17 protein-coding genes are annotated in these 17,617 nt (G+C 69.5%); 8 read left to right on the top strand and 9 right to left on the bottom strand.

All coding sequences use genetic code 11. The features are described from left to right. Positions 1 to 14 precede the first annotated feature (14 nt). Entirely contained in the window at positions 15 to 740 is a 726-nt protein-coding gene (locus tag LQ566_RS06615) for an aminoglycoside 3'-phosphotransferase (RefSeq protein ID WP_231090816.1), read from the bottom strand. A gap of 75 nt (positions 741 to 815) precedes the next feature. On the opposite strand from LQ566_RS06615, the gene LQ566_RS06610 reads away from it, so the two are divergent. After that, positions 816 to 1,631, top strand: a complete 816-nt coding sequence (locus LQ566_RS06610; RefSeq protein ID WP_231090815.1) for a ribokinase — start codon at positions 816 to 818, stop codon at positions 1,629 to 1,631. A gap of 45 nt (positions 1,632 to 1,676) precedes the next feature. On the opposite strand, the gene LQ566_RS06605 is transcribed toward LQ566_RS06610, so the two are convergent. After that, the gene (locus LQ566_RS06605) at positions 1,677 to 2,063 is read right to left on the bottom strand and encodes a DUF488 domain-containing protein (RefSeq protein WP_231090814.1); all 387 of its coding nucleotides are present in this window, start codon (positions 2,061 to 2,063) and stop codon (positions 1,677 to 1,679) included. 171 nt (positions 2,064 to 2,234) lie between these two features. Here LQ566_RS06605 and LQ566_RS06600 point away from each other — a divergent pair, with 171 nt between their 5' ends. From LQ566_RS06600 to LQ566_RS06590, 3 genes are all read left to right on the top strand, one after another. After that, entirely contained in the window at positions 2,235 to 2,996 is a 762-nt protein-coding gene (locus LQ566_RS06600; protein ID WP_231090813.1) for an SDR family NAD(P)-dependent oxidoreductase, read from the top strand. Between the two features lie 13 nt (positions 2,997 to 3,009). Then, complete coding sequence (locus LQ566_RS06595; RefSeq protein ID WP_231090812.1) at positions 3,010 to 3,804, top strand: enoyl-CoA hydratase/isomerase family protein; 795 nt, start codon at positions 3,010 to 3,012, stop codon at positions 3,802 to 3,804. 66 nt (positions 3,805 to 3,870) lie between these two features. Next, positions 3,871 to 4,710, top strand: coding sequence for an SDR family oxidoreductase (locus tag LQ566_RS06590; RefSeq protein ID WP_231090811.1), 840 nt, complete (start codon positions 3,871 to 3,873; stop codon positions 4,708 to 4,710). Between the two features lie 41 nt (positions 4,711 to 4,751). On the opposite strand, the gene LQ566_RS06585 is transcribed toward LQ566_RS06590, so the two are convergent. Genes LQ566_RS06585 through LQ566_RS06565 form a run of 5 tightly spaced genes read right to left on the bottom strand, consistent with a single transcriptional unit; the run spans position 4,752 to position 10,996 of the window. Then, on the bottom strand, positions 4,752 to 6,386 hold the full coding sequence (locus LQ566_RS06585; RefSeq protein ID WP_231090810.1) for an ABC transporter ATP-binding protein: 1,635 nt from the start codon (positions 6,384 to 6,386) through the stop codon (positions 4,752 to 4,754). Beyond that, positions 6,383 to 8,056, bottom strand: coding sequence for an ABC transporter ATP-binding protein/permease (locus LQ566_RS06580; RefSeq protein ID WP_231090809.1), 1,674 nt, complete (start codon positions 8,054 to 8,056; stop codon positions 6,383 to 6,385). The genes LQ566_RS06585 and LQ566_RS06580 overlap by 4 nt, the downstream gene beginning before the upstream one ends. A 3-nt stretch (positions 8,057 to 8,059) precedes the next feature. Next, positions 8,060 to 9,079 carry an ABC transporter substrate-binding protein gene (locus LQ566_RS06575; RefSeq protein ID WP_231090808.1) on the bottom strand — a complete coding sequence of 340 codons (1,020 nt, stop codon included), beginning with the start codon at positions 9,077 to 9,079 and terminating at the stop codon, positions 8,060 to 8,062. A gap of 4 nt (positions 9,080 to 9,083) precedes the next feature. Beyond that, a complete protein-coding gene (locus tag LQ566_RS06570; protein WP_231090807.1) occupies positions 9,084 to 9,881 on the bottom strand; it encodes an ABC transporter ATP-binding protein in 798 nt (265 codons plus the stop codon). Beyond that, positions 9,878 to 10,996: a FecCD family ABC transporter permease gene (locus LQ566_RS06565; protein ID WP_231090806.1), complete on the bottom strand. Its 1,119-nt coding sequence runs from the start codon at positions 10,994 to 10,996 to the stop codon at positions 9,878 to 9,880. Before LQ566_RS06565 ends, LQ566_RS06570 begins: the two co-directional genes overlap by 4 nt. Positions 10,997 to 11,084: 88 nt before the next feature. Here LQ566_RS06565 and LQ566_RS06560 point away from each other — a divergent pair, with 88 nt between their 5' ends. After that, on the top strand, positions 11,085 to 11,861 hold the full coding sequence (locus LQ566_RS06560) for an SDR family NAD(P)-dependent oxidoreductase (protein ID WP_231090805.1): 777 nt from the start codon (positions 11,085 to 11,087) through the stop codon (positions 11,859 to 11,861). Between the two features lie 57 nt (positions 11,862 to 11,918). Here the strand turns inward: LQ566_RS06560 and LQ566_RS06555 are convergent, their stop codons facing one another. Both LQ566_RS06555 and LQ566_RS06550 read right to left on the bottom strand, forming a co-directional pair. Further along, entirely contained in the window at positions 11,919 to 12,938 is a 1,020-nt protein-coding gene (locus LQ566_RS06555; protein ID WP_231090804.1) for a LacI family DNA-binding transcriptional regulator, read from the bottom strand. 64 nt (positions 12,939 to 13,002) lie between these two features. Further along, complete coding sequence (locus LQ566_RS06550; RefSeq protein ID WP_231090803.1) at positions 13,003 to 14,229, bottom strand: Gfo/Idh/MocA family protein; 1,227 nt, start codon at positions 14,227 to 14,229, stop codon at positions 13,003 to 13,005. 151 nt (positions 14,230 to 14,380) lie between these two features. Here LQ566_RS06550 and LQ566_RS06545 point away from each other — a divergent pair, with 151 nt between their 5' ends. Genes LQ566_RS06545 through LQ566_RS06535 form a run of 3 tightly spaced genes read left to right on the top strand, consistent with a single transcriptional unit; the run spans position 14,381 to position 17,614 of the window. After that, complete coding sequence (locus tag LQ566_RS06545) at positions 14,381 to 15,328, top strand: carbohydrate ABC transporter permease (RefSeq protein WP_231090802.1); 948 nt, start codon at positions 14,381 to 14,383, stop codon at positions 15,326 to 15,328. Positions 15,329 to 15,340: 12 nt separating this feature from the next. Continuing rightward, positions 15,341 to 16,258 carry a carbohydrate ABC transporter permease gene (locus LQ566_RS06540; RefSeq protein WP_231090801.1) on the top strand — a complete coding sequence of 306 codons (918 nt, stop codon included), beginning with the start codon at positions 15,341 to 15,343 and terminating at the stop codon, positions 16,256 to 16,258. Positions 16,259 to 16,291: 33 nt separating this feature from the next. Further along, positions 16,292 to 17,614: an ABC transporter substrate-binding protein gene (locus LQ566_RS06535; protein WP_231090800.1), complete on the top strand. Its 1,323-nt coding sequence runs from the start codon at positions 16,292 to 16,294 to the stop codon at positions 17,612 to 17,614. Positions 17,615 to 17,617: the final 3 nt, after the last annotated feature.

Here is a 17,617-nt window from a genome sequence, read left to right as displayed (position 1 = left end):
GGGGTCCCCTGCGGCTACGTGGCGTTCCAGAGATCGCGGTAGTAGGCGAGGCGTTCGCGGTCGGGCGCGACGCCATATGCCTCGATGAGAATATCTTCGAATCCGGGGCCGTAGTTCCACTCCGTGGACATCGACGCGACCGCGATATCGGCCCAGCGATCCGCCGTGCCGAGCGCGCCGAGGTCGACGTGGGCCAGGGGTGATCCGTTCTCGTCGAGCAGCGTGTTGGGGACGCACGCGTCGCCGTGGCAGACGACGAGGAAGTCCACGGCTGGCGCGGAATGCAGCCGCTCGGGGACCGCGATCCCGCGATCCGCGGCGCCGGCGATGCGCGACGGCACCGACCAGTCGAACGGGCAGCCGGCTACCGGCAGCGCATCGTGCAGGAGCCGGAGCCCCCGGCCCACGGCCCGTACCGCGGTGTCGGGTCGCGCGATCCAGTGCGGATCGACGGCGCTGCGACCCGGGATCGCGCGGGTGACCAGCCACTCGCTGCCGTCTTCCTCGCCGTGCTCGATGACCTCGGGGACGCGTGTGTAGCGACCGGCCCACACCAGCCGCTCCGCTTCCTCGGCACGGGAGGACTCGGGATCGATCGGACCGTACTTGATGTATCGTCCGTCATCGGTCGCGAACGTGGCCGTGTCCAGGCTGTTCAGCCACACGGGAGTCAGCGTGGCTCCCGCAGCCAGACGGAGCACCTTCTCGGGAACCGGAAGATCGGCGGCGGGAATGCTCATGCGTCCATCCTCTCCGATCGGATTCCGGTAGCGTCGAATGCGGCCATCGTGGGCCGCAGAGATGAGGGAGCACCCGTGAGCAGCGTTTTCGTCATCGGCTCGACCAACGTCGACACCGTGCTGACCGTCCACCGCCACCCGGAGGTGGGGGAGACCCTGACCGCCACCGGCGTCTCGGTGCGCCCGGGCGGCAAGGGGGCCAATCAGGCGGCCGCGTGTGCTCTGGCCGGGGGCAGCACCGTGTTCGTCACGCGCGTGGGCGATGACCCGCTGGCGGACCGCTACCGCCGTCACCTGGTGGCCCGTGGCGTCGACGACTCCCAGCTCGGCGTCGTCCCCGGTCCCACCGGGCAGGCGAGCATCGTGGTGGACGACCGGGGCGAGAACACGATCATCGTGGTCCCCGGAGCGAACGCCGCGCTGGATGTGTCTGCGGTGACGGCTCTCGAGGACGTGGTGCAGGCCGGGGACATCGTCTCGCTGCAGCTGGAGGTGCCCGTCGACGTCGTGCGCGCCGCCCTCGAGCTCGCGCGCCGTCGCGGGGCCGTCGGCATGCTGAACCCGTCGCCGTGGCGCGAGGACATCGCCGACCTGATCGATCTCGCCGACATCGTGGTCGTGAACGAGGCGGAGGCCGCGCAGCTCGGCCTCGACGACGACCGCGTGGTCCGCACCCTCGGCGCCGACGGTGCGCGCTGGGGAGACGTGCGGGTCTCCGCTCCGAAGATCGAGGCCGTCGACACCACGGGAGCTGGTGACGCGTTCACCGGAACCCTCGCCGCCTCCCTGGCGCAGGGGCTCGATCGCGCAGCCGCGCTGAGTGCAGCCGTCACCGCCGCGAGCGAAGCCTGCCTGGAGCCCGGTGCCCAGCGATGGGCACCCGGCGTCTGAGATGGCGCTTCGCGCCCGCCCCGGGCGCGGGCCGGCGCCTTCGGGTCAGGCGTCCGTGTTCTCCACCGGCACTCCGAGGCGCTCCCCGAGCTCCATCGCGAGCACACCCGCGTGATTGTGCATGGAGTCGCGCGCGCCGTACACGATGGTCACCGTCGGGTGCGGCCGCAGCTCCTGGACGAGCGCGGTGAGGCTCGCCGCCGTCGGACCCGCCAGCTCCGCCCGGTACGGGTCGACGAAATCGCCCCAGTGCTCGTCGTCGGCGGCGTGCCAGGCCTTGCGCAGCTCCGGCGAGGGGGCGACGTCCTTCGCCCACAGATCGACGGCGGCGCGCTCCTTCGTGAGCCCGCGCGGCCAGAGCCGATCGACGAGCACGCGATAGCCGTCGTCGGCGCTCGGCCTGTCGTACACCCGCTTGAGCCGGATCTCCATGATCCTCACGCTACCCCTGGACGGCAGCCGACGGGCATCAGGAGAATGAGAGCGGCACACGGGGGTGACGTGGCACTCAGTCCCGCGTAGGCTGACACACGATGTCAAGCGGGCCGGTTGCGGACCGCGTGAGCGGCGGGGTGCTGAGGACCTCGGTTCGAAGGAGAACACATGGATATCAGTGGGGCCGGAGCTCTGGTCACCGGTGGGGCGAGCGGGCTGGGCAATGCCACCGCGAAGCGACTCGCGGCGGCGGGCGCACACGTCACGATCATCGACCTGCCGTCTTCGCGCGGCGCGGAGGCCGCAGCTGAGATCGGCGGGACGTTCGTCGCAGCGGATGTGACCGACGCGGCGCAGGTCGCGGATGCGGTGGCCGAGGCGAATGCGGCGGCACCGTTGCGCGTGGTCGTCAGCTGCGCGGGGATCGCGCCGCCCGCCAAGGTTCTGGACCGGGAGGGCAACCCCTCGCCGCTCGACGCCTTCGCGAAGATCATCCAGATCAACCTGATCGGCACGTACAACGTGATCGCGCAGGCCTCGGCCGTCATCGCGAAGACCGAGCCCACCGAGGGCGGCGATCGCGGCGTCATCGTGAACACCGCCTCCGTGGCCGCTTTCGACGGCCAGATCGGTCAGCCGGCCTACTCCGCATCGAAGGGCGGCGTACACGCCATGACGCTGCCGATCGCACGCGAGCTCGCCCGCTACGGCATCCGCGTGTGCACCATCGCGCCCGGCATCATGGAGACCCCGATGCTGGCCGGTCTGCCGGAGGCGGCGCAGGCCTCACTGGGTGAGCAGGTCCCCTACCCGCAGCGCCTCGGCCGGCCCGACGAGTATGCGCGACTGGTCATGTCGATCGTGGACAACGGGTACCTCAACGGCGAGACGATCCGCCTGGACGGCGCGATCCGCATGGCACCGAAGTGATCGGCGAACAGAGATGAGCGACAACATGACAGACGACGTGCTCCTGGTCAGTGTCGAGGACGGCCTCGCGCGGATCACCCTCAACCGGCCCACGCGCCTCAACGCGTTCGATGAGGCGCTGGCCCGCCGCTGGGAGGCGGTGACGGCGGAGGTCGTGGCGCGTGACGACGTGCTCGCGATCCTGCTCGACGCCAACGGACCCGCCTTCTGTGCGGGTGGCGACGTCGCGGCGATGGCCACCGGCAGCGGGTTCGGTGCCGGCGGGATCGAGGCCCTCGCACACGTGATCAACGCGGGGATCCGCAGCCTCACCGAGTCGTCGATCCCCGTGGTGGTGGCGGCACAGGGCACCACGGCTGGCGGCGGGCTCGGCATCCTGCTCACGGGCGACTACGTGGTCGCGGGCGAGGGATCCAGGATCGGCAGCATCTACGCGAACATGGGTCTCACCCCTGACCTGTCGGTGACCGAGGCGCTGTCACGTGCCATCGGAGAGCGCCGCGCGCTGCAGCTGGTGCTCACCGATCGCCTCCTCACATCGGCGCAGGCCCTCGACTGGGGTCTCGTCGCCGAGGTCGTCGCGGACGCCGAGGTGAAGGCGCGCGCCGAGGAGATCGCGCGCGGCTGGATCTCCGGCGCGGCGCGGGCGTACGGACAGGCGAAGCGGCTCATCCGCTCCCGCCCCACGCGCACCGCCGTCGAGCAGCTCGCCGAAGAGGCGCGCACCATCGGGGAGGCCTACGGCACCGACGAGGCGCAGGTGCGCATTCAGGCGTTCGCGGCCAAGTCCGCCGCCAAGACGAAGTAAGCACGCTGCCCGCCGGGCCCGGCGGGCAGCCGGTCGCGGCGCCGATGCCGTATCGAAGGGAACCTCATGACCGAACGCAATCTCGCGGGAAAGACCATTCTGATGTCCGGCGGCAGCCGCGGCATCGGCCTCGCGATCGCGCTGAAGGCCGCGGCCGACGGCGCCAACGTGGCGCTGCTGGCGAAGACCGACACCCCGCACCCCAAGCTCGAGGGCACGATCCACACCGCAGCCGAGCAGATCCGCGCCGCCGGCGGGCGGGTGCTCCCCATCGTCGGTGACGTGCGCAACGACGATGACGTGACGGAAGCCGTGCTCAAGGCGCAGGGCGAGTTCGGTGGCATCGACATCGTGGTCAACAACGCCAGCGTCATCGACCTGTCCCGCTCGCTGGATCTGGCTGCGAAGAAGTACGACCTGATGCAGGACGTCAACGTGCGCGGAACCTTCATGCTCAGCCGCGCCGCCGTGCCGATCCTCCGCGAAGCCGGCAACCCGCACATCCTGTCGCTGTCGCCGCCGCTGAACATCACGCCCCGATGGCTGGGCGCCCACACCGGCTACACGCTGGCGAAGTTCGGCATGACGATGGCGACGCTCGGCATCGCCGCCGAGTTCGCGGCCGACGGCATCGCCGCCAACACGCTGTGGCCGCGCACGACCATCGCTACCGCCGCGGTGCAGAACCTGCTGGGTGGGGACCAGGTGATGGCAGCATCGCGTACTCCCGCCATCTACGCCGACGCCGCGTACGCCGTGCTCACCCGCGATGCCCGGGAGAACACGGGCAACACGTACATCGTGGAGGATGTGCTGGAGGAGGAGGGCGTGACGGACTTCTCCGGCTACGCCGCCGTTCCCGGCACCCCTGACGACCGGCTCTTCCCCGACATCTTCCTCGGCTGAGTGGCGGTGATGCGCTGATCCCCGCGGCGGGGATCCGCGCCTCACCCGTTCCCGGATCCGAGGGTGATCGTCCGGTGGGCGCACGCGATGGTGGCGGGGCGATGGGCGATCAGCAGGATCGCTCGATGGCCCGCCCGCCCGAGGAAGTCCATGATGGCGGCGTCGGCGCCCGCGTCGAGGGACGCGGTGGGCTCGTCGAGGATCAGCACGCGAGGATCGCGGAGCAGCGCGCGGGCGATGGCGACGCGTGCTCGCTGACCCCCCGAGAGTCCGGCACCGTGCTCACCGACGACGGTGTCGAGGCCGTTCGGCAGACCCACACCGGGATCCAGCAGACCTGCCCCCGCGGCCGCAGCGCGTATGGCGCTCTCCGGTGCGCCGGGAGAACCCAGCGTCAGATTGGAACGGATCGTCCCGCGCAGCAGCGGTGAGGACTGCGGCACTGCCGCCACGAGACGACGCAACTGCGGATCCGGCAGCGCGCGCAGGTCGATGCCGTCCACGCGAATGCTGCCGGAGTCGGGGTCCCACAGCCGCAGCGCGAGCCGGGCCGCGGTGGTCTTTCCGGCACCCGACGGCCCGACCAGAGCGACGATCTCCCCCGGGCGGACGTGCGCCCGGAAGCCGCGCAGAGTCGGGGACTGGTCCCCGTAGCCGAAGTCCACGTCGTCGAAGACGAGCCCTCTCTCGTCGGTGAGTGTTCGCGGTGCGGGATCCGCCGTCACGCGCACCGCGGGCGGCTGCTCCAGGACATCAGCGATGCGCTCGGCGGACGCCCGCAGGGTGCCCGCACTTCGCAGCAGATCGGCGATCTGGACAGCGGGACCGAGACCGGCGACAGCGACGGCGAGCGCGAGGGGGATGTTCTCGGGGGTGATTCGCGAACGATCCAGCGCGACAACCAGCATGGTGCCGAGTGCGGCGAGCGCCATCAGCGCATCCGTGATCGCCCGTTCGCCGCCGAGCCGGGACGCCTCGCGGGACTGCAGCCGAGCGAGGCAGTGTGTGTCGCGGGCGAGGCGGTCCAGCTGTCGATCCAGAGCCGCGGAACCGACCAGCTCACGCATTCCTCGTACCGTGTCGAGAGTCTCGGAGCGCAGATCAGCGGCTCCGCGGGCGAGGCTCTCGCCGTCGCGTCGAGCCCGCGCCGCTGTCGCCGCGTGCACGATGACCAGAGCGACCAGCAGCGGGACCCACACCGCCAGGAGCACGGGGGTGATGGAGACCGACACCGCCCCGCTGATGAGGAGCACGAGCGCCGCGCTCAGCGTCTGCGCCGCCGTGTGGGCGTAGAGCCACTCCAGGGTCTCGATGTCCGCCACGACCGCGGTGGCGAGGTCTCCGCTTCGTCGTGCGCCGGTGCGTGACGGGAGAGACGTGCGCAGCGCGTCGAACACGCGTCCTCGGAGGGTGGCGAGCAACCGGTAGGCGAGATCGTGAGATACCCACGACTCCCGCCAGGTGGCGAGCGCCACGATGAGTGCCGCGAGGCTGAGCACGGCGGTGGCAGCGGCGAGCGCGAGCTCCCCACCGGTCATGGCCCGCCCGACCACACCGGCCAGGCCGAGGGAGATCCCGAGCAGCGCCGCATGGTTGACGACGCTCAGCAGGACGGTTTCGGCGAACAGGCGGCGCCGGGTGGCGATCAGTGGCAGCAGGGTCAGAATCGTCCTCATCTGCTGCTCCCGCCGGCGAACGCGTCGGCCGCCGGGGCCCCGGTTCCCTCCGCGATGACACGGCCCGCGGCGAGTGAGACCCACCGGGTCGCGTGCGTACAGGCGGATTCGCGATGAGCGATGAGGATCAGCGTGCGTCCCGTGGTGTCCGCCGCGACCGCGTCGACCACGGCACGTTCGGTGTCCGCATCGAGCGCGGATGTCACCTCGTCGAGCACCAGGATCGGCGCCGCGGCGACCAGGGCGCGCGCGATGGCCAGTCGCTGGCGCTGGCCGCCGGAGAGCTGGTCGCCGTTCTCCGAGAGCACGGTGTCGTAGCCGTGCGGAAGGGCACGGACCACGTCGTGGATCTGCGCTGTCCGCGCGGCGTGCTCCACGTCCGCGTCGCTGGCGCCGGGACGGTACAGACGCAGGTTCTCCCGCACCGTCCAGGCGAACAGGACGGGATCCTGCGGGACCACCACGACGCTGCGGCTCCGCGCCGCTCGTGTGTAGTCCGCCACGTCCACACCATCGATGAGCACGCGGCCGTGCTGGGGCACCACGTCGCCCTCCACGAGCCGGGCGAGCGTGCTCTTGCCTGAGCCCGAGGCACCGACGATGGCGACGGTCTCGCCGGGCGACACCCGCAGCGTGACGTCGGATACGCCGGCGCCCGTGCCGGGATGGGAGAAGGACACGGTGCGGAACTCGATCCACCCTGCTTGCGCGGGGCTGTCATGACCTCCTGCGGGGGCCGGGCGGAGGGTGAGGAGGCGATCGAGGCCGTCAACCGCGCTCAAGCCGAGATAACCGGCGTGCCAGGCCGCGCCGAGCTCCTGTACCGGGCGGAAGCACTCGCGGGCCAGGAGCAGAACGGCGACGGCGGATGCCGGGGCTGCGTCACTGGTGATGATGCCGGCGAGCACTGCGGCGATGGCGAGCACCGTGCCCAACTGCATGGACAGTGCGCTGAGCGCGCTCTCCACCAGCGATACCCTCAGCTGGCGCATGGTCGCATCCCGCAGGTCCTCCGCGTCGCGAGCGAACTCCCGGGCGAACCGGTCGGTGGCCCCGAAGGTACGCAGCAGGGGGATGTTCTGGAGCGCTTCGACGTACCCCGATGACAACCGCGCCAGCCGATCCCACCGGGTCCGGCCGACTCGCAGCAGCCGGGCGTCCCACACCCGGGGCGCCAGCACTGACACCGCTGCCGCCAGGGCGAGGACCGCCCCGGCCGGGGGCGACTGCGCCCACACGACGGCGACCACGCCCGCCGGCACGATCATGACCACGATGAGCTGAGGCAGGTAGCGCGTGTAGTAGGGGTCCAGCCCCTCCACGCCGTCGAGCACCGTGGTCGCCAGCACTGCGGAGTCTCGCTCGGCCGCCGGCACGTCCGCCAGCCGGCGCAGGAGGCGGCGACGAAGGCGTACGCGAACCGAGGCGCCGACTCGGGCCGCCAGCACCTCACGTCCCCAGACCGCCACGGCACGGATGGCGGTGATGGCAGCCAGCGCTGCGAGCGGTGGCCACGGCTCACCGTCGTCGCGGATCAGAGCGGCGACGGCGACCGCGAGCACGAACGCGAAGGCGATGTGCAGCGCGCTGACGAACAGCCCGAACGCGGCGAGCCCGAGCACGGCAGCGGGGACCGCGCCCGCCAGTTCGAGCAGTCGACGGTGGATCATCGCTCAGAAGGCGTCCGGGTAGAGCGCTTCGGCGATGGTCTGCACGGCCGTGATGTTGCCGAGGGTGCCCGGGAACATGTCCGAGGAGGGGACGGCGATGATCCTCCCATCGCGGACCGCCGGCATGTCGGGGAAGGTGCGGGCGAGGTAGTCACGCATCATCGCTTCGTTCTCGGCATCGTAGGGGGCGATCACCAGCGCATCGGGAGCCTCTGCCGCCAGTGACTCGGCGGTGACCGTGGCGGCGAAGAAGTCGGAGAACAGCGCCTGATCCGGTGTGTAGATCGGCTCGGCACCGGCGCGGACCAGGATGTCGTGCTCGACTCCCGCTCCGATCACCTGCAGGGCCGATCCCTCGACGTACACCTCGGCCACCCGCAGCGGCGTGACGCCGGCCGTTGCGGTGGCGACGCGATCCAGGACGGCCTGGTTCTCGGCGATGAGATCCTGTGCGCGCTCCTGCTGCCCGAAGATCTGGCCGAGGTTGCCGAGGTCGGTGAACAGGTCGACGACTTCACCGGTCATGCGGCGGTCCTGGCAGCCGCCGGTGGCGACGTACACGGCAGCTCCCGCGGCGTTCAGCTGCTCGATGCTCGCGAAGCCCTTCTCCGCGGAGAACTCGTATGTGGTGGGTGAGTAGACGAAGTCGGGTGCCGTCGCCAGGAGATCCTCACGGCTCGGGGGCATCATCCCTCCGATCACGGGGACGTCGGCTGCCAGCGCCGCCACGTCCTCCGGCAACTGTTGGGCGGTCGCCTGCGCCTGACCGGCGAGGCGATCGGCGAGGCCGAGCCGGAGCAGCAGCTCCGTTTGCGCCGGGTGCATGCCGACGACGTGATCGGGGACCTCCCCGATCGTGATCTCGCGTGCACAGTTCGTGAGAGAGACCGCGTGCGAGGCAGTGGCACCGGACGCAGCAGGAGTGACCGCGGTGCCGCAAGCGGTGAGGGCGAGGGCGCCGGCGAGGAGCGCGGCGGCTGCGATTCGGCGCCGGCGGGCGAGCGGTCGGGCGGAGTGAGGCATGGTCTCAGCTTTCTTTCGGGGCATCGGGGCGAGTGGCGTCGGGGGTCAGTCGCCGGAAGGCGAACACGGGCCCGGCATCATCGCCGAGAAGGCGCGCGTCCACACCGAACACCCGGCGGATCAGGGCAGGCGTGAGGACCTCGGCGGGCGGGCCGCTGACGATGAGCTCACCGCCGGAGAGCACGAGCACCGCGTCGCAGTATTGGGCGGCGAGGTTGAGGTCGTGCAGCGCCGCAATCACGGTGCAGCCGAGATTGCGCACCGTGCTCATGAGCTCGTGCTGGTGACTGATGTCGAGATGGTTGCTGGGTTCGTCGAGCACCATCACGGGCGTCTGCTGGGCCAGCGCACGCGCCAGCATGACGCGCTGGCGCTGCCCGCCCGAGAGGGTGGCGACCATCCGGTCCGCCAGTCCGGCCACGTCGGTGCGGATCATGGCCTCCGCCACGATGCGGAGGTCCTCGGGACTGTCGCGCCCGAAGCTCGCGTGGTGCGGACCCCGCCCGAGCATGACCGTCTCCTCGACCGAGAGGTCGAAATCCGTGGGCGCATCCTGCAGCATGACCGAGACCGTGCAGGCGGCGCGGCGGCTGCTCAGCGAGCGCACGTCGGTGCCGTCCACCAGCACGCGCCCCGTGGCGGGGGTGATCGCGCGGTAGATCGTGCGAAGCAGCGTGGACTTTCCTGACCCGTTGGCGCCGACGACGCCGACGACATGGCCCGAAGGAATCGATGCGCTCACGTCACGCACCACGGCGCGTCCGCCCAGGCGGACCGCCACGGCGTCGATGTCGACTCTCATCGCCCGAACCCCGCCTTCTCGGCGCCACCGCGCCGCATCAGCCAGAGGAAGAACGGCGCTCCGACGAAGGCGGTGAGGATTCCGAGCGGAATCTCCGTCGGCTGCGCGACGGTGCGAGCGAGCAGGTCGGTGATCATGAGGAACACCGCCCCCGCAAGCACGGTGACCGGGATCATCCGCCGATGATCGGCGCCCACGAGGATGCGGGCGATGTGGGGGACGACCAGGCCGACGAAGCCGATTCCTCCGGCGACCGAGACCACCGTTCCCGTCAGCAGCGACGCGACGACCAGCAGGAGGCCGCGCAGGCGCGTTGCGTTCACCCCGAGCGAGACGGCCGACTCGTCACCGGTCATCAGGGCGTTCAGGGACCGCGACAGCACCGCCGCGAAGACGCAGGCGACCGCGAGGGCGATGGCCGGCCCGACGAGGCTGCTCATCGTGGCCGCCGACACGCTTCCGAGAAGGAAGAACAGCACGCTCACGACATTCTGGGCATTGGTGGAGATCGTCAGGTAGCTGGTCACGGCGCTGAGCAGGGTGCCCAGCGCCACCCCGGCGAGGATCATGCGGGTGGGGGAGAGCGTGCCGTCTCTGCGCGCCAGCGTGGCCACGCACGCGCACGCCGCCAGAGCGCCCGCGAACGCCGCGACGTTCACCGACACACCGCCGAGGGCGGCGGATCCGAAGACGATCACGCCGACGGCACCGACGCTGGCTCCCGAGGAGACGCCGAGGATGTAGGGCTCCGCCAGCGGGTTTCGCACCGTCACCTGCATGAGGGCGCCGGCGAGGGCGAGCCCCGCGCCGGACAGGCCCGCCAGAAGCGCACGGGGAAGCCGGAACTGCCACACCGCCTGGTCCTGCAGGGCGGTCAGCGATCCGTCGGACATCCAGGGCATGCCCGGGGCCAGGTGACCGATCACGATACGGGCGGCCTGCCCCGGATCGACGTGGACCGAGCCGACGGCGCCCGAGACCACGACGAGCGCGCAGATCGCCGCCACGAGCAGTGTGCAGATGACCGTGGTCCGCCGCTGTGCTCGCCGTCGTGCGCTCTCTTTCGCGGCGGGGCGGGAAGGAGAGCGTCGGCTGCGGAGGACGGTGAGGGGCACCCGTTGAGCGTATTGATAATGATTATCAAAATCAATTCGAACGGAATCACGGGACGAGGCGGCTCCGACGGTGGCATAGCCTCGACGTATGAGTGATGCGTACCTCGCCGGTCTGTTCTCCCTTGCCGGGCGCACCGCCGTGGTCACGGGCGGAAGCTCCGGAATCGGCGAGGGGATCGCACACGCCCTGGCCGGGGCCGGCGCACGGACGATCCTCGTCGCCCGGCGCGCCGACGTGCTGGCGGAGGCCGCCGAGCGCATTCGTGCGGCGGGATTCGATGCGGCCACAGTCGTCGGCGACGTCGCGACGCGTGATGGCGTGACGGCGATCGCCGACGAGGTGACCGAGCGGTTCGGCGGGCCCGACATCCTTGTGACGGCGGCGGGCATCAATCTCCGGCCACCGATGAGCGAGATCGACGAGGCTGTGTGGGACGCCACGATGGCGGTCAACCTCGATGCGCCCTTCCTCCTGGGTCAGCGCTTCGCGCCCGCGATGATCGAGCGGGGTTACGGGCGACTCATCCACGTCAGCTCACAGCAGGCGCAGCGACCCTTCGCCAACAGCGGCGCGTACGGGGTATCGAAGGCTGCGGTCGAGGGACTGGCGCGGGTGCAGTCCGAGGCGTGGTCGTCGCACGGCGTCACCTCGAACGCACTGATCCCGGGCTTCGTTCCCACCCCGCTTAACACCCGGTTGTCGTCGAACCCGGCGACCGTCGCCGCGCTCGCGGCCCGCACCACGGTGGGTCGCAATGGACGGCCGGAGGACTTCGCCGCCGCTGCGGTCTTCCTCGCCGGTGCGGGCTCGGCCTATGTCACCGGCCAGGCGATCGCGGTGGATGGCGGGTTCTCGGTCCACTGATTGCTTTCATTGCGCGCAATGTGACCGAATTCCCGCCCAATAGCGTCCATTCGCGCGCTATGAAGCGGAGGGTTCGCAGCCGCACGACTCGCGCGTGACGAGCGTGGGGGTGAAGCCGGTGTATGCGGTGTGCTCGTCGTGATGGACGATGGCGTTCACGGCGGCGCGCGCCATCTCCTGGATCGGCTGGCTCACCGAGGTGAGCGACGGCCACGTGTACCGTCCGAGCGGGCTGCCGTCGAACGAGGCGACGGCGATGTCCTGGGGAACGCGAACGCCGCGCTCCGCCAGTGCGCGCAGGAAGCCGATGGCCTGCTGGTCCGCGCTGAGGAAGACCGCAGGCGGCCGGTCGGACATGTCGGCGAACTCGTGCCCGGCGCGGTACCCGTCGGCCATGCCGAACTCCACACGGAGCACGGGGCCGGCTTCGAGCCCGCGTTCGTCCAGCGCCGCGCGCCAGCCGTCCTCGCGGGCATCCCGGGTGCCGTCACGGTAGGTGCCGATCACCAGTCCGATGCGGCGGTGTCCGTGATCGGCGAGGTGGTCCACGGCCAGCCGGGCGCCGGCCTCCAGGTCGACGCCGATCGCGTCGATCCCGTGAACCATCGACGCATTGAGGAAGACGATCGGCACGCCCGCCTGACGCAGGGGCGCCAGCGCGGCATCGGACATGGGGGTGCAGAGGAGCACGCCGTCGACGCGTCGCCGGGCGAAGTGGCGGATGTGGCTCATGCCGTCGTCGCCGGTGATGTCGGTCGTGGCGATGAGCACGTCCAGGCCATGCCGTGTGGCCTCCCGCTCCACCTCCTCGGCCAATCCCGCGAACAGGGGGTTGGCGAGACTCGGCAGCACCAGGCCGATGGCCTCGGTCGAGCCGAGGCGCAAAGCTCGCGCGGCGGGATTCGGCTGGTAGCCGAGCATCTCGATCGCATCGCGCACACGCGCCGCCGTGGCAGGGGAGACGTGCTTGGTCTCGTTCACCACGTAGCTGACGACGGCGCTGCTGACCCCGGCCAGCCGCGCGACGTCGTCTCGCGTGGCTCGCGCACGCGCGTTCTGCTGGTCTCGGGGCGACACGTCGATCAGTCTAGGTCCGCTGCCCGGCGGCGCGACGCGTGGGCACCGCGCCGCCGGGCGAGCATCAGGACAGTGACTCCGGAGCGTCGCCGAAGTCCGGAACCGGCAGTCGCTCGCCGCCGCGCAGCGCGGACTGGTGAGCGATGATGCCCGGCACCGTGTAGCGGGCGGCTTCCCACGCATTGACGGTCGGGATCGTCCCGTAGGCCACGGCGCGGGCGAAGTCGTCGACGAGGAAGTGGTGGCTGCCCTCGTGGCCGTTGGGCAGCCCCTGCAGTTCGGCGGGAAGGCGGCCGGCGTCGTGCACCGGGGCGAGTCCCGAGACGAACGCGTCCCGCAGCGCCGGGTCGACATCCGCCAGCGACGGGTCGTCGAGGCTCATGCTCGGGCGTGACTCCAGGTCGGCGGTGATGTCGGTCCACCCCTCCTTGTTCTGCCAGACCGAGGTCGCCACGAGCTGCTCGAAGCTGCCCTCGGTGCCGAAGATGCGGAAGCGGCTCTCGCGAAGGTGCGACGGGTACCCGACGCGACGGAACTCGTTGATGCGCATCGATCCGCCATCGGCCATCTCGAAGAGCGCGGTGGCGTTGGAGAAGTCGTTGTCGAACATGCTGATGTCCTTGTCGAAGACGCCGTCGCCGCGGTCATCGCGCACGCCGATGCAGCTCACGCTGACGGCATGACCGCCGGTGGCGCCGAGGACGCCGCCGATCGCGTGCGTCGGGTAGTGCATGGGCGGATAGCTGGCCGTGCTCTTCCACGCCTCGCCGCCGCTGTACTCGTAAGCGGCGTAGAAGCCGAGGTCCATGTCGTGGACGTAGTCGCCCTCGGCGTAGAAGATGCGTCCGAAGGCGCCGGATTCGCGCTGCTTGCGGCCGTACACCGTGGCCGGGTTGTAGTAGCTGGTCTCGCCCATCATGTACGTCAGGCCGGTCTCGCGAACGGCGTCGATGATGTCAGAGACCTCCTCGACGGTGAACGCCATCGGCACGGCCGAGTACACGTGCTTGCCGGCACGCAGCGCCTGCACCACGAGCGGGCCGTGGGTCCAGCGCTGGGTGAAGATCGCGACGGCATCGACATCGCTGGCGAGCATCTCGTCGAACGTTGCGAACGTTGCGAACGTGCCGGCGAGGCTCTGTCGTTCCACGAGCGCTTCGGCGCGCTCGGGGAGCAGGTCCGTCACGAAGATGTCCGTCACGAGGGGGTGGGCGTGCCAGAGCTTGGAGAACTGGCCGGAGAACTGCCCGGCACCGACGATGCCGAGCGAGAAGGGGCGGGGTGTGGTCATGCGGTGAGTCTGGCACTCGTCGGTTACACGAGTCAAGAACCAATTTACGCAGTCGACGCGCTTGAAATTACGGGCAAAACTGACCCTTGCGCTCATGCTGGTTACGCGTGTAGCTTGCCCGAGAGGTCGTTCAACTGACAACGGAGTACGGATGACGAACACACAGACGCTACGAGCCGCCACGGCTCAGCAGGCGGCTCGGAGCAGGGCCGGCGGATCGGGCAGAAGGCGTTCGCGCAGCGATGTGCGGATCGCCCTCCTCTTCATCGCACCGGCCCTCATCGGCCTCCTGCTGTTCTACGTGGTCCCCACCGCGCGCGGGCTCTACCTGAGCTTCACGGAGTACAGCATCCTGGGCGAGCCGGAATGGATCGGCACCCGCAATTACGAGCGCATCGCCCAGGACCCGCTGTTCTGGAACGCGCTGGTGGTGACCATCGAGTACGTCGTCATCAACATCGTCCTGCAGACCTCGATCGCGCTGCTGCTGGCGGTGCTGATGCAGCGAGTGGCCAAGTCCACGTTCGTGCGCGGCACGCTGCTGATGCCGTACCTCATGGCCAACGTGATCGCCGCGCTGCTGTGGTTCTGGATGCTCGACTACCAGATCGGCATCGTCAACCAGGTGATCGACTGGATCGGGCTACCGCGGATCGCGTTCTTCGGCAATCAGGAGTGGGCGATTCCGACGCAGGCGCTCATCAACACCTGGCGTCATGTCGGCTACACAGCGCTGCTGATCTTCGCCGGCCTGCAGGCCATCCCCAGCACCGTCTACGAGGCCGCGGCCATCGACGGCGCAGGGCCCTGGCGCACCTTCTCACGCATCACGCTGCCGCTGCTGCGTCCCGTCCTCGCGCTCGTCCTTGTGGTGACCGTGACCGGATCGTTCCAGGTGTTCGACACCGTGGCCGTCACCACCGCGGGCGGCCCCGTCAATGCGAGTCGCGTGCTGCAGTACTACATCTTCCAGCGCGCGTTCAACGAGCAGGACTTCGGCTACGGATCCGCTCTCGCCGCGATCCTGTTCGTCATCCTCGCCATCGTGGCCGCGCTGCAGATGAAGTTCCTGCGCGGCAACGAGTCGGATCTGGACTGAGTGGAGAGCACCATGACCGAGACCATGAACATCGTCGTTCCGGGGCGTGCCCGCCGCCGCCCGCGCGATGGGCGCTCCATCATCGCCTGGATCGTCATCGCCGTAGCGATGGCGGTCAGCCTGCTGCCGTTCTATTGGGTGTTGCGTACCTCCCTCTCGCTGAACTCGAAGCTGGCGGCAGGGTCCGCCGACCTGCTGCCGGTGGGGTTCAACTTCGGCGCCTATGAGCGGGTGTTCGGGCTGCAGAGTCCCGCGGAGGCGATCGCGCAGGGCGGGTCGGGCGCTTCCATCAACTTCTGGCAGTACCTGGGCAATTCGTTCCTGTTCGCCGGTATCACCACGGTGTGCGCGGTGTTCTTCAGCTCCATGGCCGCCTACGCCTTCTCCCGCCTGCAGTGGCGGCACCGAGACAAGGTGTTCGGCCTGTTCCTGGCCACCGTTCTCGTGCCGCCGATCTTCACTGCCCTGCCGAACTTCCTCCTGGTGCGAAACCTCGGACTCCTCGGCACGATGCTCGGACTGGTGCTGCCGTACCTGTTCATGACTCCCTTCGCGATCTTCTTCATGCGTCAGTTCTTCCTGAACATGTCGCGGGAGGTCGAGGAGGCGGCCATGCTCGACGGCGCTCGGCACTGGCGCATCTTCTTCCAGATCGTGCTCCCCAACGCGGCTGCTCCGCTCGCCACGCTCGCACTGCTGACCTTCATCGGCCAATGGAACGAGTACTTCTGGCCGTTGCTGGTCTCGGACGAGAGCACCCGCGTGCTCACGGTGGGGCTCGGTGTCTTCAAGTCCCAGTCCCCGCAGGGCGCCCCGGACTGGTCCGGTCTGATGGCCGCCACCCTCGTCTCGGCGCTGCCCGTCCTCATCATCTTCCTCGCGTTCGGGAAGCGGATCGTCAACTCGATCGGCTTCTCCGGCATGAAGTAATCACCCCTGCATCACCTTCGAAAGGACCCCTCGATGAAGAAGAAGTTCCTGATGGGCGCAGTTGCTCTCTCCGCCACCTCCCTCGCGCTCGCCGGCTGTTCCGGTGGCGGTGATGGTGCAGATTCGGCCGGCACCATCACCTACTGGCTGTGGGATTCGAACCAGCTCCCCGCCTATCAGCAGTGCGCCGACGACTTCCACACGGCGAACCCCGACCTCACGGTGAAAATCACCCAGCTCGGCTGGGACGACTACTGGAGCAAGCTGACCAACGCGATGGCGGCCGGTAATGCGCCGGATGTCTTCACGGACCACCTGGCCAAGTACCCGGACTTCCTGAAGACCAAGCAGCTCGTCCCGCTCGACGATGTCAAGATGGGCGACTATGCCGACGGTCTCGCCGACCTGTGGGTGGGTCAGGACGGTACCCGGTACGGCGTGCCGAAGGACTGGGACACCATCGCGCTGTTCTACAACAAGGAGATGCTTGCCGATGCGGGGCTCACCGATGCGGACATGGCGAATCTCACGTGGAACCCCGACGACGGCGGCACGTACGAGAAGGTCATCGCGCATCTCACCGTGGACGAGAACGGCAAACGGGGCGACGAAGCCGGGTTCGACAAGAAGAACGTGGCGGTCTACGGTCTCGGCCTCGCCAACTCGGGCGGCGGAAACGGCCAGGCGGAGTGGAGCTACCTCACGGGCACGACTGGCTGGACCCACACCGACAAGAACCCGTGGGGGACCCACTACAACTACGACGACGAGCGCTTCCAGGACACGATCGCGTGGTGGGCCGGGCTCATCGAGAAGGGCTACATGCCGAAGCTCGAGACCACCGTGGGTGCGAACATGGCCGACACGTTCGGCGCCGGGAAGTCGGCGATCAACGCCCACGGGTCGTGGATGATCGGTCAGTACACCGGCTACGAGGGGATCGAGGTGGGCATCGCACCGACCCCGGTAGGCCCCTCCGGCAAGAACGCGTCGATGTTCAACGGCCTCGCGGACTCGATCTGGGCAGGAACCAAGAACAAGGAGGCGGCGATCTCCTGGGTCGAGTACCTCGGCTCCGCCGCGTGTCAGGACGTGGTCGGTGAGCACGCCGTGGTCTTCCCGGCGATCGGGTCCGCCGCGGAGAAGGCGAAGGAGGCGTTCGCCGCGAAGGGCGTGGACGTCGAGCCCTTCCTCCAGCACGTCACCAACGGCACGACGTTCCTCTTCCCGATCACCGACAACGCCGCCAAGATCGACGGCATCATGAAGCCCGCGATGGACGCGGTTCTCTCCGGTCAGGCCCCGGCGTCGTCTCTCACCGCGGCGAACGATCAGGTGAACGCCCTGTTCGAGTGAGCC

This window comes from Microbacterium nymphoidis (assembly GCF_021044885.1).
Classification (GTDB): domain Bacteria; phylum Actinomycetota; class Actinomycetes; order Actinomycetales; family Microbacteriaceae; genus Microbacterium; species Microbacterium nymphoidis.
This window is presented reverse-complemented; position numbering and strand designations above follow the sequence as displayed.

Excerpts from the sequence above, each read along its gene's own strand:
- LQ566_RS06575 (WP_231090808.1), bottom strand. The coding sequence starts at position 9,079 with ATGCCTCACTCCGCCCGACCGCTCGCCCGCCGGCGCCGAATCGCAGCC.
- LQ566_RS06615 (WP_231090816.1), bottom strand. The coding sequence starts at position 740 with ATGAGCATTCCCGCCGCCGATCTTCCGGTTCCCGAGAAGGTGCTCCGT.
- LQ566_RS06600 (WP_231090813.1), top strand. The coding sequence starts at position 2,235 with ATGGATATCAGTGGGGCCGGAGCTCTGGTCACCGGTGGGGCGAGCGGG.
- LQ566_RS06595 (WP_231090812.1), top strand. The coding sequence starts at position 3,010 with ATGAGCGACAACATGACAGACGACGTGCTCCTGGTCAGTGTCGAGGAC.
- LQ566_RS06590 (WP_231090811.1), top strand. The coding sequence starts at position 3,871 with ATGACCGAACGCAATCTCGCGGGAAAGACCATTCTGATGTCCGGCGGC.
- LQ566_RS06560 (WP_231090805.1), top strand. The coding sequence starts at position 11,085 with ATGAGTGATGCGTACCTCGCCGGTCTGTTCTCCCTTGCCGGGCGCACC.
- LQ566_RS06580 (WP_231090809.1), bottom strand. The coding sequence starts at position 8,056 with ATGATCCACCGTCGACTGCTCGAACTGGCGGGCGCGGTCCCCGCTGCC.
- LQ566_RS06605 (WP_231090814.1), bottom strand. The coding sequence starts at position 2,063 with ATGGAGATCCGGCTCAAGCGGGTGTACGACAGGCCGAGCGCCGACGAC.
- LQ566_RS06545 (WP_231090802.1), top strand. The coding sequence starts at position 14,381 with ATGACGAACACACAGACGCTACGAGCCGCCACGGCTCAGCAGGCGGCT.
- LQ566_RS06535 (WP_231090800.1), top strand. The coding sequence starts at position 16,292 with ATGAAGAAGAAGTTCCTGATGGGCGCAGTTGCTCTCTCCGCCACCTCC.
- LQ566_RS06585 (WP_231090810.1), bottom strand. The coding sequence starts at position 6,386 with ATGAGGACGATTCTGACCCTGCTGCCACTGATCGCCACCCGGCGCCGC.
- LQ566_RS06550 (WP_231090803.1), bottom strand. The coding sequence starts at position 14,229 with ATGACCACACCCCGCCCCTTCTCGCTCGGCATCGTCGGTGCCGGGCAG.
- LQ566_RS06570 (WP_231090807.1), bottom strand. The coding sequence starts at position 9,881 with ATGAGAGTCGACATCGACGCCGTGGCGGTCCGCCTGGGCGGACGCGCC.
- LQ566_RS06540 (WP_231090801.1), top strand. The coding sequence starts at position 15,341 with ATGACCGAGACCATGAACATCGTCGTTCCGGGGCGTGCCCGCCGCCGC.